Raw genomic sequence first — 15,481 nt, forward strand, 5'->3', positions numbered from 1 at the left:
CTTTGATTGAGTTCAGTCACGTTCCAGCACCACGACGCGCTGTCCGGCGCGCACCGCCGAACCGGGCTGCACGCGCACCTCGCGCACCACGCCGGCCGAGGGCGCAAGCACCGGGATTTCCATCTTCATCGACTCCAGGATGACCAGCACATCACCGGCGGCCACCCGCGTGCCAACGTCGACCTGCACTTGCCAGAGGTTGCCAGCGATGTGGCTGTCGACGCTCAGTTGACCGTCAGTCAACTGCGCATCTTCGCTCGGCGCGATAGACGGTTCTTCACTGTCGAAGTGCGCCTGGCCACTGGCGATCCAACGCTCGCGCTCGGCGTCGAAGGCGCCTTGTTGCTGGCGGCGGAACGCGGCGATGCTGTCAGCCTCCTGCGCCAGGAAACGCTGGTAGTCAGCGAGATTGAGCTGGCTATGCTCGATCTCCACGTCGAAGCGGCCCAGCGGGAAGTCCCGGCGGATGCGCAACAGTTCATCGGCGCTGACCGGGTAGAAGCGGATCTGGTCGAAAAACCGCAGCAGCCAGGGCTTGCCGTCGAATGCGGCGACGTCTCGATAACGATTCCACATCTGCAACGTGCGCCCGACGAACTGATAGCCGCCCGGGCCTTCCATGCCGTACACGCACATGTAGGCGCCGCCGATGCCCACCGAGTTTTCCGCGGTCCAGGTCCGGGCCGGGTTGTATTTGGTGGTCACCAGCCGATGCCGTGGGTCCAATGGAGTGGCGACCGGTGCGCCGAGGTAGACGTCCCCCAGACCCATGACCAGGTAGCTGGCGTCAAACACGGTGCGTTGCACCTCGTCGAGGTTGGGCAGGTCGTTGATGCGTCGGATGAACTCCAGGTTGCTCGGGCACCAGGGTGCGTCCTTGCGCACCGTGGTCATGTATTTCTCGATGGCCAGTTGACAGGCCGGATCATCCCAGGACAGCGGCAGGTGAACGATGCGCGACGGCACTTGCAGATCCTGCGCGGCGCACACGGCATCCCATTCCCCGGAAACGATGGCCAGTAGATCGGCCAGGGACAATTGCTCGGGTTGGTAATGCACTTGCAGTGAGCGAATGCCCGGCGTCAGGTCGATCACACCGTGCAGTTGTTTGTGTTCCAACGCCTGCATCAAGGCATGGGCACGAAAGCGCAGCACCAGGTCCAGTTCGGGGGCGCCGATTTCCAGCAGCAGATGAGTGTCGCCGGCTAATCTCGCCACCATCCGGTTATCGTCCTGCCCGATATCCAATACCACAGGCGACACCATCCCCTGTGGGAGCGAGCTTGCTCGCGATAGCGGCGGGACATCCAACATCGAAGTCACTGACTGACCGCTATCGCGAGCAAGCTCGCTCCCACACTGATCCCATTTCACGGCCAGTGAGCGGGCGGTCGATATATCCACCGGCACGAAGCGCACCTTGTCCCCCGCCTTGAGCTGCCCCAACTGCCAGAGATCCGCTTCGATCACCGTCACCGGGCAGACGAAACCGCCCAGGCTCGGGCCGTCGGGGCCGAGGATGACGGGCATGTCGCCGGTGAAGTCCACAGCGCCGATGGCGTAGGGATTGTCATGGATGTTGGAAGGATGCAGCCCGGCCTCGCCGCCGTCGGCGCGAACCCATTCAGGTTTCGGCCCGATCAGTCGGACGCCGGTGCGGCTGGAGTTGAAGTGCACTTCCCAGGCGGTGTCGAAGAACGTCTGGATGTAGCGTTCGGTGAAGTATTCGGGCGCGCCGTGGGGGCCGTAGATCACACGGATCTGGCGCACGCTCGGCAGTTCCAGGATCGGCGCGCTGGTTGGTGCCGGGGGCGTGTGCTCCTCCAGCGGCGCCAGGTGCAACACATCGCCGGTGCACAACGCCCGTCCGCCATGGCCGCCGAACTGACCGAGGGTAAAGGTGCTTTTACTGCCCAGGTAATCCGGTACTTGTACGCCACCTTGCAGGCACAGGTAGCTGCGTGCCCCGGCACCAGAAATGTTGCCGATGGCGAGGGTGGCGCCGGCAGCGATCGACAACGGGGTGTTCATCGGGACGGCTTCACCGTCGAGCGTGAGGGCAACCACCGCACCGGTCACCGCCACCCGGGCATCGCAGTTGAAACGCAGCAACGGCCCGTTCATGGTGATTTCCAATGCCGCCGCACCTTCTTCGTTGCCCAGCAGGCGATTGCCCAGGCGTAACGAACGGCTGTCCATCGGCCCCGACGGTGGCACACCTACCGCCCAATAACCGAGGCGGCCGGGATAGTCCTGGACGCTGGTCTGGGTGCCGGGGCTGAGCACTTCAACGGTGTGGGCACGGTAGACCAACGCGTCCAGGCAGCGGGTCCAGGGCTGGCCGTTGGCAAACGGTGCATCGAGAAGAATCTGTTGCAGGTAGTCGCGATTGGTTTCGACGCCGTATAGCAGGCTTTCATCCAATGCTTGATAAAGGCCCAGGCGCGCTTGCTCGCGGGTTGGCGCCCAGCGAATGACCTTGGCGATCATCGGATCGAAGTAGGGCGGGATCTGGCAACCGGCCTCGACCCAGGTGTCGATGCGTAGCCGTTTGCCGTCGGCGTCCGGGAATTTCACGGCGGTCAAAAGCCCTGGGCTCGGTTGGAAATCCCGGCCTGGATCTTCGGCGTACAGGCGCGCCTGAATCGCGTGGCCCTCGGCTTTTAAACCCTCGCTCAACTCGTTCAGCGGCGGCAGGTCTCCGGCAGCCAGTTGCACCATCCAGCGCACCAGGTCCACGCCCCACACCTGCTCGGTGACGCCATGCTCCACTTGTAGACGGGTGTTCACTTCCAGAAAGTAAAAGCGCCCGGCGTCGCTGTCGAACACGAACTCCACGGTGCCGGCGCTGCGGTAGTTCACGGCCTGGGCCAGTTGGATCGCTGCTGCGCAGAGTTCGTCAGCCATGCCCTCGGGCAGGTTGGGCGCCGGAGTTTCCTCGAGGACTTTCTGGTTGCGCCGCTGCACCGAGCAGTCGCGCACGCCCAAGGCGATCACCTGGCCCTGGCCGTCGCCGAACACCTGTACTTCCAGATGCCGCGCGCGTTCGATGTACTTCTCGATGAATACTCCGGCGTCGCTGAAGTTGTTCTGGCCCAGGCGCTTGACCGCTTCGAAGGATTCGCTCAGCTCGGCGGCGCTGCGGCACACGCGCATGCCGATGCCGCCACCGCCGGCGGTACTTTTGAGCATCACCGGATAACCGATCCGGGTGCCGGCCAACAATGCGGCGTCGAGGCTGTCGAGCAGTTCGGTGCCTTCGAGCAGCGGCACGCCGTGTTGCCGCGCCAGGTCGCGGGCGGTGTGCTTGAGGCCGAACACGCGCAGTTGTTGTGGCGTCGGACCAATGAAGGCGATCCCGGCCGCTTCGCAGGCTTCGGCGAAGGCTGCGTTTTCCGAGAGAAAACCGTAGCCGGGATGAATCGCCGTCGCGCCGCTGCTTTTGGCGATCGCCAGGAGTTTGTCCACCGCCAGATACGTATTGGCCGCCGCGCCTTCGCCCAGGCTGTGGGCTTCGTCGGCTTGCAAGATATGCAGGCTGGCGGCGTCGGCTTGGGAATACACCGCGACGCCTTGGACTTTCAGTTCGCGCAGGGTCCGCAGGATGCGGCAGGCGATGGCGCCACGGTTGGCGATGAGGATTTTTTCGAACATGGCATTGCCCCCTCAGGCTTGCGTGCTGCCTGAACTGGGATGCGGGCCGTCCCGCAGTTTTCGATGGCCGCCGGGGTCGTCCCTGGCGGCGAAATAATCAAGTTCAAAAGCACCATTGATACCTGTGGGAGCGGGCTTGCTCGCGAAGACATCGGCACATCCGACATCGCCGCCAACTGATCCACCGCTTTCGCGAGCAAGCCCGCTCCCACAGGGCATTGAGGGTGTTCATGAATCTGTGTTTATTTGATGCACTGCCCCGACCGGCTCTGGCACAGCATGAACAACCAGCGCCGCAGGCGGGTGAGTTTCAGTTCCATATCAACAGCTCCGCTGGCGTGGGGTTGTAGGCGTTGCACGGGTTGTTCAGTTGCGGGCAGTTGGAGATCAGGACGATCACGTCCATCTCGGCCCGCAGGTCGACGTATTTGCCCGGCGCCGAGATCCCGTCTTCGAAGGTCAGCCCGCCGTCGGCGGTTACCGGCACGTTCATGAAGAAGTTGATGTTCGGCCCGATATCGCCCTTGCCCAGGCGACCATCGTGGGCGCAGGCCCGCAGGTAATTGTCACGGCAGCTGTGCATGTAGCGTTTTTCCAGGGCGTAGCGCACGGTGTTGCTTTCCTGGGCGCAGGCGCCGCCGAGGGTGTCGTGGCGTCCACAGGTGTCTTCGACGATGGTCAGCATTGGGTGGCCGAGGTTGGAATACAGCACGCTGCCGGTGCTCAGGTAAACGCTGTTTTGTCGACGCAGGGTGCGCTGCACGTCGTAGCGTTCCTTGGGGTTGGCCAGGCTGTAGAACAACGTATCGACCGCCTGGTTGCCTTCCAGGTCGAGAATGCGCAGGGTCTGGCCGGCCTTGACCTCCACCAGCCAGGGTTCCCCGGCAGGAATCGTGGCACGGTAGACGGCGGTATCGGGTTGCTTGTGTGCGGTGGCGATGGCGAGTGACATGGCAGCGATCCTCAGGCGAACAGGCGGTCGGTGTTGATGAAGCCGCGCTGGTTTTCCGGGCGCGAAAGGCGGCAGTGCTCGGCGACGCTGGCGTCGGCATTCATCCAGCTGAGCTTGAGCGGTTGCGGGGCGTATTGCGGGTTGGGGTCCATCGGATGTTGCAGCGCGGTCAGCACCACCAGGGTGTCCATCGGCGCGTACAGCTCGATGTAGTCGCCGGTCAGGGAATTGCCCTCGACGAAGTGAAAGTTTCCCGCCTCATCGACATCGACCCGGCTGAACAGGTTGAGGGGCATCAGCAGGTCGGACAGGCCCAGGCCCCATTTGCCCAGTTCCACCAACAGGTTGTCGGTGCCGTTGCGAAAGAAGCCGTTGCGCAGTTCCTGATAGCGGCCCTGACCGTATTTTTGCGCGACTTCCTCGGCGCAGAGCACGCCGCCCAGGCTGTCGCTCCAGCCGCAGGTGTCGGCGGTGATGGCCGCCAGCACCCGGCCCATGTCCGAGTAAAGGCAGTGGCCGGCGGTGAGCTTGGCGGTGTGTTGGCATTTGAGGCTGTCGGGCAGGTTCAAGCGTTCGGTTTTCTCGTTGGCATTGAGCAATGTCAGGCTCACGTTGGCGCCGCCGCGCAGATCGGTCAGGCGCAGCAGCTGGCCGCGCTTGAGCACGAACGAACGGTGGCCGCCGCCGGGCAGCAGTTCTTCGGCGAAGGGCGTAAACAAGCGGGTCGAGTCGGTCATGGAAAAACTCCTTTCAAGCGATACGCAATGTGCCGGCCAGTTCGGCGGGCAGGGCGTCGACGGCGGCACGGGCGGTGCGGCGGTCGCTGTTCAATGGAATGTCGTAGGTGATGCGTGCGCCATAGGCGCCAGGGGCGTGCGGGTCGACACGGACTTTGTCGAACACCAGCAGGCGCGTGCCGAGGCTGAACCCTTCGGACAGGTCATGGGTGACCATGAACACGGTCAGCCGGGTTTCGCGCCACAGCTCCAACAACAAGGCATGCATGTCTTTGCGAATACCCGGGTCGAGGGCGCCGAAGGGTTCGTCCAGCAGCAGGACCCGCGGTTTCATGATCAGTGCCTGGGCGATGGCCAGTCGCTGCTGCATGCCCCCGGACAGTTGCGCCGGGTATTTATCCTGCGCATGGCCCAGGCCGACCTTCTCCAGCAGTTGCGCGGCGTCTTCCCGGGCCTGGCGCTTGGCGTTGCCGAACAGACGGCCCAGCAGCGGCGAGCGCGGCAGTTCCAGGCCCAGGGCGACGTTGTCCAGGACGGTCAGGTGCGGGAACACCGAATAACGCTGGAACACCACGCCCCGGCTGGCATCCGGCTCGCCGGCCAAGGGCTCGCCATCCAGGAGAATCTGCCCGCGACTGGCGCGTTCCTGGCCCAGTAGCAAGCGCAGGAAGGTCGACTTGCCGCAACCCGACGCCCCCACCAACGTGCAGAACTCACCCTCGGCGACACTCAGGTTCAAGCGCTCGAGCACCACCTGATCGCCGTACTGTTGCCAGACGTTGTTCACGGTAATGAAACTCATGCCTTCGCCCCCTCATACCAGGGGAACGCTTGCCGGGTCAGGCGTTTGAGGCCCCAGTCCATCAGCCAGGCGAGCAGGGTGATCCACACCACGTACGGCAAGATCACGTCCATCGCCAGGTAACGGCGCACCAGGAAAATTCGATAGCCCAATCCATCGGTGGAGGCGATGGCTTCGGCGGCGATCAGAAACAGCCAGGCCGAACCGAGCATCAGTCGCAGGGAAATCAACAAGCGCGGCAGTAGTTGCGGCAGCACTACCCGCAGCATCAGGGTCCAGGTCGAAGCGCCGAGGGTCTGGGCCTTGATCAGCAGCTCGGGTGGAATTTCCCGGGCGCGCTGTTCCAAGTCCCGGGCCAGGCACGGTGTAATACCGATGACGATCAGCATCACTTTCGACAATTCCCCCAGGCCGAAGACGATGAACAGGATCGGCAGGATGGCCAGCGGCGGCACCATCGACACCACGGTAAGTAGCGGCGATAACGGCGCGCCCAACAGCGGCAACGTGCCGGCGGCAATGCCCAGGCACAGCCCGGCCAGGGCGCTGATGCCCAGGCCGATGGCCAACCGGCGCAGGCTTGAGGCGGTGTCCTGCCAGAGCAGGTAATCGCCACTGCGGGCGTCAGCGGTGAAGGCCAGGCGTTTGACCGCATCGGCCATTTGCACGGCGCTGGGCAGCAGTTTGTCGTTGGGGTTGTCCGTCAACCGTTCGGCCGAGCCCATGAAGTAGGCGAACAACACCAGCGCGAAGGGCAGGATCACCAGCAACAAGCGGCTGGGACGATCCGGGTAGCGGTTGATCAGGCGCATGCCAGGTCCTCCGGTTTACAGCTTGGCGTCGGCGGCCAGCTGTACGTAGGTCGGGTCAAAGCGCAGCTTGAGATTGGCCTTGTCGCCACGGACTACGCCGTTGGCGAACGCCATGCCGACTGCGTTGGCGTCCTTGGCGCCTTCGCCCAGCAAGCCGTGCTGGAACGAGAACTCGGCGACTTTGCCCATGGTGGCGGGCAGTTGCTCGCTGGTGGCGAAACCCAGGGCTTCCTTGGGCGTGGCGAACAGCTTGGTGGTGTCCAGTTGCGACTGGAACCCGGCCAGGTCGGTGCCTGAGGCCTTGGCCATGTGTTCCAGCGCGGTCTTGCTCGCGGCGTTTTTCGCATTCATCAACGCCACCACTTCAAACCAGGCGCCGGTCAACGCTTTGCCCAGGGCCGGGTTGTCCTGCAGGGTCTGGGTGTTGACCACCATCATGTCCATGATCTCGCCGGGAACCTGGCTGGAATTGAACACTTCGCTCACGCCGGGCTGGGCCTTGATGTCCGAGAGCATCGGGTTCCAGGTGGTGACGGCCTTGACTTGATCGGTGTTGAAAGCGGCGGAGATGTCGGCGTCGGAGGTGTTGACGACTTTCAGGTCCTTTTCGGCGAGGCCCACGGAATCCAGGGCGCGGGCCAGCAGGTAATGGGACACCGACAATTCCACCAGATTGACGTCCATGCCCTTGAGGTCGGCCACTTTCTTGCCTTCGCCCTTGAGGACGATGCCGTCGTTGCCGTTGGAGAAATCGCTGACGATCAGCGCGGTGCTGTCCACGCCGCCAGCGGCGGGAATGGTCAGGGCGTCCATGTTGGTCATGGTGCAGCCGTCGAACTGACCGGCGGTGTACTGATTGATGGATTCGACGTAATCGTTGAGCTGCACGACATCGATCTTGATGCCGTATTTTTTCGCCCATTTATCGACGATGCCTTGGCTGCCGGCGTATTCCCAGGGCATCCAGCCGGCGTAAATGGTCCAGCAGACGCTGAAGTGGTCTTTTTGTGCGGCGGCGGATGAAAAGCTCACGAGGGCCGAGAGGGCGGCGAGGAGCAGGGCGGACAGACGAAGCTTGAGCATGGGTGGTTCTCCAGTTGATCAAGGGCGGACAGGAGCAACGCGGCACCGCGAACGGTGGCTTGTCTCCCGGGCTTTTGTCCCGCCGTGTAACCTCAACTGGAGGTCGCCAACTCTCGGACCAGCCACTCGCCAGAAGCGAGCCGGAACCCTAGTCAGCCATTGCAAATTGTGGTGCCGCGAACCTGTGATGACTCCTGCACGGGGTTTGTTAAAGCGAGAGCCGTGCCAATTCCGGCAAAGGCCCGGGCCAGAGAGGGCAGGTGTCGGGGAAGGAGGATTGAGGGCGGATTTGTGCTTGCTTGTGGTGCTATCGCGCACCGGAAGAGGGCGACGAGCGACATGTTTCCAGTTGTTGCCAGGTCGCACCAGATTCCGATTTTGCTGTCTGAGTAGTTGTCAGTCACACCATGTTGACTGCCGCCCATCAGCGTCGCTGATGTGGCTCATTCGCGGTCCAGGAGGCCGCCATGTATCGACGACTGCTCCTCATTGCGTTTCTCGGTTTGACTCTTTCGGCATGCGTGCCTTACTACGACGGAGACTCGAGCTACTACCGTTCCGAGGTCTACACCTCACCGGCACCGGTCTATTACGGTGGCGGGAGCTACTATTCGGCACCGCGTGGCTACTACGCACCGCGGTATTACCAACCGGCGCCACGCTACTACTCGCCGCCGCGCTACTACCAACAAGGCCCACGCTATTATTCGCCACCGCGCGCGGCGTATCGGTCTTATCCACATCGGGGCGGCTGGGACGGCCGTGACCGGGGCGGTTGGAATGACGACCGACGGGGTCGAGGCGGGCGTGATCATCGAGGACGCGGTGGTCATGACGGGAGGGGCGGTCACCGCTGATTCCAGGCAACAGAAAGCGGCGCATAAAGCGCCGCTTTTTTTGTGCCTGCCATAAACCCGATGGGATAACCCTTGTGGGAGCGAGCTTGCTCGCGATGACGTCGGGTCAGCCGACATTGAGGTATCTGATATACCGCTATCGCGAGCAAGCTCGCTCCCACAGGGAACTCTTTCTGGCTCGTTACTCGTTGGACAAGTCCGCCAATGGATGTCGACCTTCCCACGCCTTGTGGAAATGCGCTTCGACTGCCGCTTCGGGAACGTGATTGATATCCGGCCAGTGCCAGCGAGGCTTATGGTCCTTGTCGATCAATCGCGCCCGCACGCCTTCGCTGAATTCCGGATGACGGCAGCAATTGAGGCTCAGGGTGTATTCCATCCGGAATACACCGGCCAGGGACAAATGCCGCGCCCGGGCGATCTGCTCCCAGACCAGGTGAGCGGTCAGCGGCGAGCCTTCGGTCATGGTCTTGGCGGCCCGGGCGATCAACGGGTCCGGGTGGTCCACCAACAGGCTGAGGGCTTTCCAGGCGCAGCGCACATCGCTGACATCCAACCACTCGTCGATTTTCGGCCGTCGCGGCAGCCATTGGGCCTCGGGCAGTTGGGCGATGGCTTCCTGTTGCAAGGCCTTGAGCAGGCTGTTGAGCTGCATCTCGGTCTGCTCCTGCCAGTTGAGTTGCAGCAGGCCTTCAATCAGATCGTCCTGTTGTTCATCCAGCAAGAAGCGGTCGGCCAGGCCCAGGTCGATGGCGTCCCGGGCATTCATGTGGGCGCCGGTCAGGCCGAGAAACAGCCCGAGCTTGCCGGGCAAGCGTGACAAGAACCAACTGGCGCCGACATCCGGGTACAGGCCGATGCTGATTTCCGGCATGGCCAGGCGGCTGCTTGGCGTGACGATGCGGGTACTGGCGCCTTGCAGCAGCCCCATGCCGCCACCCAGTACATAACCGTGGCCCCAGCACAGCAAGGGTTTTGGGTAGGTGTGCAGGTTGAAGTCCAAGCGGTATTCCGCCGCGAAGAATTGTGCCGCCAACGGCGGTACTTCGCCGGGATGAGCGCGGCAGGCCTCCACCAGGCTGCGCACTTCACCGCCGGCGCAGAAGGCCTTGGCGCCATTGCCGCGCAACAGCACACAAACGACCTGCGGTTCCCGGGCCCAGGCATCGAGGCGATCGCGCAAGGCGTTGATCATGGGCAGGGACAGGGCGTTCAGGGATTTTTCGGCATCCAGGGTGGCGATGCCGATACGGGCACCGTCGATGCCGGTGAGTTCTTCGAAGTGCAGATTCATCGTGACCTCGATCAGAAATTTGAATGTTCAGTATGACCGCTGCGTAGGAAAGTGCCGGTTCTGCGTCAGATCAATTGACAAGCCCCGTAGGCTTTCCTAGGGTGCGCCCATTGTTTTTGCCGGATGCAACCATGACTGCTGACGACCGTATCAAACTCGAACCGAGCTGGAAGCAGGCACTGCGTGCCGAGTTCGACCAGCCCTACATGGCGGAGTTGCGTGAGTTCCTACGCAGTGAATACGCCGCTGGCAAGGAGATCTATCCGCCGGCTCCACTGATTTTCAACGCCCTCAATTCCACGCCGCTGGATAAGGTCAAGGTCGTGATTCTCGGTCAGGATCCTTACCACGGTCCAGGCCAGGCCCATGGCTTGTGCTTCTCGGTACAGCCGGGCGTGCCGACACCGCCGTCCCTGGTGAACATCTACAAGGAATTGAAGCGCGATCTGAACATCGACATCCCCAATCACGGCTACCTGCAAAGCTGGGCCGACCAGGGCGTGTTGCTGCTCAACACGACCCTGACCGTGGAGCGCGCCAATGCCAACGCCCACGCCAAAAAAGGCTGGCAGCACTTTACCGACAGGATCATTGAAGTTGTCAGCGAACACCAGCCGCACTTGGTGTTCCTGTTGTGGGGCGCCCATGCCCAGAGCAAGCAGAAGCTGATCGACGCGACCAAGCATTTGGTGCTGACTTCGGTCCACCCGTCACCGCTGTCGGCCCACCGAGGTTTCATCGGCTGCGGGCATTTCAGCCGGACCAACAAGTTTCTCCAGCAGCAGGGCGAGACGCCGATCGATTGGCGGTTGCCGCCGGTTTGAACGGTCGGCAGTCAGGGCCCCATCACGAGCAAGCTCGCTCCCACAGGGTTCAGGGCAACACAAACCCCTGTGGGAGCGAGCTTGCTCGCGATGAAGGCCCCGCGGACCATCAGGCCGAATTCGGCTGGCGCATCCAATACCTGAACAACGGCTCCGCCAGAAACAGCACGAACAGCAACCGCATCACCTGCAACGCCGTCACCAATGGCACCGACAGTTGCAGCGTCTCCGCCGTCAGGCTCATTTCCGCGATGCCGCCGGGCATCATGCCCAGCGTCAACGAACGCAGATCCAGATGGGTCAAGGTGCTCAAGCCTAGGGCCGCAAGCGTGGCGATCAGCATCGTCAACACCGTGCCAACCAACGTGCGGCCCATGAACGACGGTGCCCGACGAAAGAACTGCCGGTTGAAATGACAACCCAGCCCGCTGCCGATCAGCCATTGGCCGACCTGGCTGGCGCCGTTGGGCAGGCCGATGTGCAGGTCCCAGCCGACGCTCACCGCCGCGCTCACCAGCAACGGCCCGAACAACCAGGGATTGGGTTGGCGCAAGCGCTCCCAGACCCAGGCGAGCAGGGCACCCGCTGGAAACAGGAGCGCCAGCCACAGCCAGTCCACCGTCGTGGCGTGTTGCGTCGGCGCACCTTCGCCCAACAGGTACTTGAAGGCTGCAGGCACGCACAGCACCACCACCAGCACCCGCAGGCTCTGGCCCGCCGCGACACGGCTCAGGTCCGCGCCGTTGCGGGCACCGAGGTTGACCATTTCGCCGGAACCGCCGGGCATGCTCGAGAAAAACGCGGTAGCACGGTCCTCGCCGGTGCGACGCATCAGCCAGACACTTACCACGCTGGACACGCTGGTGATCAGCGCGCCAAAAAAAATCAAGCCGAAGTGGCTCAGGACTTGTTCCATCACCACGGGGGTGAAGTGCAGGCCGATGCCGATACCCACCACCCATTGGCCGCATTTACGGCCACCGGGGATTTCCATCAGTTGCCACGGCGTCAGGCAGCGCACCAGGATGATCGCCAGCAACGAGCCGACCATCCAGGGCAAAGGCCAGCCGATCAGGCTGGCCAGGTAACCGCCGGCCAGGCCGACCAGCGGTGTTCCCCACCATTGTTTGAAAGTCGCTTCAGACATTGGCCAGGGCGCGACGTTGTGCGGCGCGGCGACGCCAGATCCGCAGCAATGGCATGAACAGCATGATCGCCGTCAGGATCCAGCAACCGAAGGTGATCGGGCTCGACCAGAGGATTTCCAGCGCACCGTTGGAGATCGACAGCGCACGACGCAGGTTCTGTTCCATCAGGCCGCCGAGGATGAAACCCAGCAGGACCGGCGACAGTGGGAAATCCAGCTTGCGCAGGATGTAGCCGAAGATGCCAATGCCGATCATCAGGAACAGGTCGAACGTGGTGGCATGCACGGCGTAGACGCCGATCCCGGTGATGATCGCGATGACCGGCACCAACGCCCAGTTCGGCACGGCCAGGATGCGGGTGAAGACGCGGATCATCGGGATGTTGAGGATCACCAGCATGACGTTGGCGATGAACAACGACGCGATCAGGCCCCAGACGATGTCCGGCTGTTGCTGGAACAGCAGGGGGCCGGGGGTGATGTTGTACAGCGACAGCGCGCCGATCATCACCGCCGTGGTGCCCGAGCCGGGTACGCCGAGTGTCAGCATCGGCACCAGCGCACCGCAGGCTGCGCCGCCGATGGCGGTTTCCGGAGCGGCGAGGCCACGCTTGTCGCCCTGACCGAACTTGCCACTGGCTCCGGCCATGCGTTTTTCAGTCATATAGGCCACGGCACTGGCCAGGGTCGCACCCGCGCCAGGCAATACGCCCATGATGAAACCGAGCACGCCGCAGCGGATGTTCACCCAGAACACCGAGGCCGCTTCCTTGAGGTTGAACATCATCCGCCCGGTGGCTTCCACCGCTTCCTGGCCGCGATGGGTTTTCTCCAGCAGCAACAGGATTTCACTGATGGAGAACAAACCCAGCACCAGCACGACGAACTGAATGCCGTCGGTCAGGTGGATGTTGTCACCGGTGAAGCGGTAGACACCGCTGTTGGCATCGATTCCGACACTGGACAGGAACAGCCCGATCAGCGCCGCGATGAACGTCTTGAGTGGTCGGTCGCCGGCCATACCGCCGAGGCAGACAATGGCGAATACCATCAGCACGAAATATTCCGCCGGCCCGAACGCAATCGCCCATTTGGCCAACAACGGCGCGAACAACACCATGCCGCAGGTGGCGATGAACGCGCCGATGAACGAACTCCACGCCGACAGCGACAGCGCCACCCCGGCCAGGCCCTGGCGAGCCATCGGATAGCCGTCGAGGGTGGTCATCACGGTTGAGGCTTCCCCCGGGATGTTGAGCAGGATCGAGCTGATGCGCCCGCCGTACTCACAACCCAGGTACACCGCTGCCAGCAGGATCAGCGCTGATTCCGGCGGCAGGCCCAGGGCGAAGGCGATCGGGATCAGCAACGCCACGCCGTTGATCGGGCCCAGGCCCGGCAGCAGGCCGACCACGGTGCCGATCAGCGTACCGCTCAGCGCGGTGACGAGGTTGTAGGGGGTCAGTGCAACGCCAAAACCCTGGCCGAGATAATTCAGGGTATCCATATCAATTCTCCAAGACGTCGAGCAGGCCCAGGGGCAGCGGCACGTCCATCAGCTTGTCGAACAACAGATAAAGACCAATGGCCATCAGGCTGATGATCACCACGCTGGGTACCCAGCGACCGCCATACAGGCGCGCCATCGGCACACCGATCAAGATGCTGGCGACGATGAAGCCCAGGGGTTCGAAGGTTCCGGCGAAGACCAGTAGCAGTGCCACGCAGATACCGATCTTCTGCAGGGTTTCCCGGTCCAGTTGCGGGTCTTCATCGCTGTGCACGATGGGGGTAGGACGAAACAGCATGTACAGCAGCGCCAGCCCCATCAGCCCGAGCATCAGTAGGGGGAAGGCCCGCGGGCCGACCGGTTCGTAGGAAAAGGCTGCCTGATACGGCCAAGCCATCAGCGCCAGGCCGATACAAACCAGCAGCAGCACCGCGGCAAAAATACGTTGGATGGTGAGCATGACTAACTCCTGGGCGACGCCGGTGATGCCAGCGCCGCCGTGAGAACAGAGACGGTTACTGGATCAGGCCGAACTCTTTGGCCAGCATCTTGTAATCAGCCACTTGCTTCTTCACGTAGGTGTCCAGCTCCGGGCCGGTCATGGCAAACGGGAATAGCTCGCGCTGGTCACGCAGCTTGGCGAACTCTTCGGAAGCCAGCAGCTTGTCGAACGCATCTTTCCACCAGGCGTAGTCTTCATCGCTGACCTTCGGCCCGAGGTAGAAGCCGCGAACCACCGGCCAGACGATGTCGTAGCCTTGTTCTTTGGCGGTTGGAATGTCTTTCATTTCCGGCTCGTCGATGCGTTTCTCGGCAAACACCGCCAACAGGCGCATATCGCCGCTCTGGATGTGGGGCATGGAGTCGGAAATGTCGGTACTGCCGACCTGGATGTGGCCGCCGAGCAGCGCCGTGGCGATCTCGCCGCCGCCTTCGAGGGCCACATAACGCAGGTCGCGCGGGTTGATGCCGGCGGCCTTGGCGATGAGGGCGGTCTGCATCCAGTCCTGGCTGCCGACGGTGCCGCCGGAGCCGATCACCACGGAGCCTGGATCTTTCTTCAGGGCCTGTACCAGATCGTCGAGGTTCTTGTAGGGCGAGTCGCTCTTCACCGCAATGGCGCCATAGCTGGTGCCGACGGCGGCCAGCCAGCGCACGGCGCTTTCATCGAAACGACCGAACTTGCCCTGGGCCAGGTTCAATAGCGAACCGCTGGACCAGGCCACCAGGGTGCCGGCGTCGGCCGGGCGCTGGGCGACCACTGCGTTGTAGGCTACTGCGCCGACGCCGCCGGGCATGTAGGTGACGCGCATCGGCTTGGTCAGCAGTTTCTGGTTGACCAACGCGCTTTGCACCAGCTTGCACGTCAGGTCGAAGCCGCCGCCAGGGGAAGCCGGGGCGATGCATTCGGGGCGCTTGGGTTCTTTGGACGGATCAGCGGCGAGCAACTGCCCGGCGAACATCAGGCATCCGGCGGCCAAGGCTACTTTACGCAGTGATAGGTTCATCGTTATCTCCACAGGAGTTGTTGTTGTGTGTGGTGTAGATTCGGTGTTGCTGGCCCTCGGCCCTCGCGTCGATGGTGGGCGCAGGTTGTTGCCGAACGTATCGGGATTGAGGGCGTGGGAGGACACCAGACCGAGGCGTGATGGCGCTGGCCAGGGTGGTCTGATTGAAACGGGAAAGGCGGGCAGGCATTGGGGCCTGGAGCTGTAGGGACAGCATGTGAGTACTCCGCTTTTATTGTTTTTATTCGGCGAAAACGCTTCGAGGCGTTTTTCGTTCGCGATGTGCGTCGCGGCGGGCAGT

The 15,481-nt window shown here is 62.8% G+C and carries 13 protein-coding genes and 1 riboswitch; of the genes, 2 read left to right on the plus strand and 11 right to left on the minus strand.

Annotation, left to right across the window (positions count from 1 at the left end; translation table 11 throughout):
* Nucleotides 1-12: 12 nt before the first annotated feature.
* The 6 genes from uca to AB7M32_RS11445 all read right to left on the minus strand — a co-directional run bounded on the left by uca (nt 13) and on the right by AB7M32_RS11445 (nt 8,040).
* On the minus strand, nt 13-3,654 hold the full coding sequence (gene uca, locus AB7M32_RS11420) for an urea carboxylase (RefSeq protein WP_454249953.1): 3,642 nt from the start codon (nt 3,652-3,654) through the stop codon (nt 13-15).
* 310 nt (nt 3,655-3,964) lie between these two features.
* On the minus strand, nt 3,965-4,606 hold the full coding sequence (locus tag AB7M32_RS11425) for an urea amidolyase associated protein UAAP2 (protein WP_042732480.1): 642 nt from the start codon (nt 4,604-4,606) through the stop codon (nt 3,965-3,967).
* Nucleotides 4,607-4,617: 11 nt separating this feature from the next.
* Nucleotides 4,618-5,343 (minus strand): urea amidolyase associated protein UAAP1, encoded by a 726-nt coding sequence (locus tag AB7M32_RS11430; protein WP_454249954.1) that lies wholly within the window; start codon nt 5,341-5,343, stop codon nt 4,618-4,620.
* A 13-nt stretch (nt 5,344-5,356) separates the two neighbouring features.
* Nucleotides 5,357-6,145, minus strand: a complete 789-nt coding sequence (locus tag AB7M32_RS11435) for an ABC transporter ATP-binding protein (protein ID WP_454249955.1) — start codon at nt 6,143-6,145, stop codon at nt 5,357-5,359.
* On the minus strand, nt 6,142-6,957 hold the full coding sequence (locus AB7M32_RS11440) for an ABC transporter permease (RefSeq protein ID WP_025212349.1): 816 nt from the start codon (nt 6,955-6,957) through the stop codon (nt 6,142-6,144). Before AB7M32_RS11440 ends, AB7M32_RS11435 begins: the two co-directional genes overlap by 4 nt.
* A gap of 15 nt (nt 6,958-6,972) precedes the next feature.
* Complete coding sequence (locus tag AB7M32_RS11445) at nt 6,973-8,040, minus strand: putative urea ABC transporter substrate-binding protein (protein ID WP_454249956.1); 1,068 nt, start codon at nt 8,038-8,040, stop codon at nt 6,973-6,975.
* A 61-nt stretch (nt 8,041-8,101) separates the two neighbouring features.
* A riboswitch (guanidine-I (ykkC/yxkD leader) is annotated at nt 8,102-8,203 on the minus strand.
* A gap of 304 nt (nt 8,204-8,507) precedes the next feature.
* On the opposite strand from AB7M32_RS11445, the gene AB7M32_RS11450 reads away from it, so the two are divergent.
* Nucleotides 8,508-8,897 carry a hypothetical protein gene (locus tag AB7M32_RS11450; protein WP_072409940.1) on the plus strand — a complete coding sequence of 130 codons (390 nt, stop codon included), beginning with the start codon at nt 8,508-8,510 and terminating at the stop codon, nt 8,895-8,897.
* A 181-nt stretch (nt 8,898-9,078) separates the two neighbouring features.
* Here the strand turns inward: AB7M32_RS11450 and AB7M32_RS11455 are convergent, their stop codons facing one another.
* Complete coding sequence (locus AB7M32_RS11455; protein ID WP_072409938.1) at nt 9,079-10,191, minus strand: enoyl-CoA hydratase/isomerase family protein; 1,113 nt, start codon at nt 10,189-10,191, stop codon at nt 9,079-9,081.
* 131 nt (nt 10,192-10,322) lie between these two features.
* Between AB7M32_RS11455 and ung the strand changes: the two genes are divergently transcribed.
* Complete coding sequence (ung, locus tag AB7M32_RS11460; protein ID WP_072409936.1) at nt 10,323-11,015, plus strand: uracil-DNA glycosylase; 693 nt, start codon at nt 10,323-10,325, stop codon at nt 11,013-11,015.
* A 109-nt stretch (nt 11,016-11,124) separates the two neighbouring features.
* Here ung and AB7M32_RS11465 read toward each other — a convergent pair whose 3' ends face one another.
* Genes AB7M32_RS11465 through AB7M32_RS11480 form a run of 4 tightly spaced genes read right to left on the minus strand, consistent with a single transcriptional unit; the run spans nt 11,125 to nt 15,186 of the window.
* Complete coding sequence (locus AB7M32_RS11465; protein ID WP_454249957.1) at nt 11,125-12,162, minus strand: AbrB family transcriptional regulator; 1,038 nt, start codon at nt 12,160-12,162, stop codon at nt 11,125-11,127.
* On the minus strand, nt 12,155-13,669 hold the full coding sequence (locus AB7M32_RS11470) for a tripartite tricarboxylate transporter permease (protein ID WP_454249958.1): 1,515 nt from the start codon (nt 13,667-13,669) through the stop codon (nt 12,155-12,157). The genes AB7M32_RS11465 and AB7M32_RS11470 overlap by 8 nt, the downstream gene beginning before the upstream one ends.
* A gap of 1 nt (nt 13,670) precedes the next feature.
* Nucleotides 13,671-14,132, minus strand: a complete 462-nt coding sequence (locus AB7M32_RS11475) for a tripartite tricarboxylate transporter TctB family protein (protein ID WP_060738771.1) — start codon at nt 14,130-14,132, stop codon at nt 13,671-13,673.
* 55 nt (nt 14,133-14,187) lie between these two features.
* Nucleotides 14,188-15,186 (minus strand): Bug family tripartite tricarboxylate transporter substrate binding protein, encoded by a 999-nt coding sequence (locus AB7M32_RS11480; RefSeq protein WP_187330185.1) that lies wholly within the window; start codon nt 15,184-15,186, stop codon nt 14,188-14,190.
* Nucleotides 15,187-15,481: the final 295 nt, after the last annotated feature.

The organism is Pseudomonas sp. R151218B TE3479, assembly GCF_053629195.1.

What these genes read in the sequence shown, in the direction of transcription:
- AB7M32_RS11455 (WP_072409938.1), bottom strand. Translation starts at nt 10,191, where the DNA reads ATGAATCTGCACTTCGAAGAACTCACCGGCATCGACGGTGCCCGTATC.
- AB7M32_RS11445 (WP_454249956.1), bottom strand. Translation starts at nt 8,040, where the DNA reads ATGCTCAAGCTTCGTCTGTCCGCCCTGCTCCTCGCCGCCCTCTCGGCC.
- ung (WP_072409936.1), top strand. Translation starts at nt 10,323, where the DNA reads ATGACTGCTGACGACCGTATCAAACTCGAACCGAGCTGGAAGCAGGCA.
- AB7M32_RS11475 (WP_060738771.1), bottom strand. Translation starts at nt 14,132, where the DNA reads ATGCTCACCATCCAACGTATTTTTGCCGCGGTGCTGCTGCTGGTTTGT.
- uca (WP_454249953.1), bottom strand. Translation starts at nt 3,654, where the DNA reads ATGTTCGAAAAAATCCTCATCGCCAACCGTGGCGCCATCGCCTGCCGC.
- AB7M32_RS11450 (WP_072409940.1), top strand. Translation starts at nt 8,508, where the DNA reads ATGTATCGACGACTGCTCCTCATTGCGTTTCTCGGTTTGACTCTTTCG.
- AB7M32_RS11440 (WP_025212349.1), bottom strand. Translation starts at nt 6,957, where the DNA reads ATGCGCCTGATCAACCGCTACCCGGATCGTCCCAGCCGCTTGTTGCTG.
- AB7M32_RS11470 (WP_454249958.1), bottom strand. Translation starts at nt 13,669, where the DNA reads ATGGATACCCTGAATTATCTCGGCCAGGGTTTTGGCGTTGCACTGACC.
- AB7M32_RS11425 (WP_042732480.1), bottom strand. Translation starts at nt 4,606, where the DNA reads ATGTCACTCGCCATCGCCACCGCACACAAGCAACCCGATACCGCCGTC.
- AB7M32_RS11430 (WP_454249954.1), bottom strand. Translation starts at nt 5,343, where the DNA reads ATGACCGACTCGACCCGCTTGTTTACGCCCTTCGCCGAAGAACTGCTG.
- AB7M32_RS11435 (WP_454249955.1), bottom strand. Translation starts at nt 6,145, where the DNA reads ATGAGTTTCATTACCGTGAACAACGTCTGGCAACAGTACGGCGATCAG.
- AB7M32_RS11465 (WP_454249957.1), bottom strand. Translation starts at nt 12,162, where the DNA reads ATGTCTGAAGCGACTTTCAAACAATGGTGGGGAACACCGCTGGTCGGC.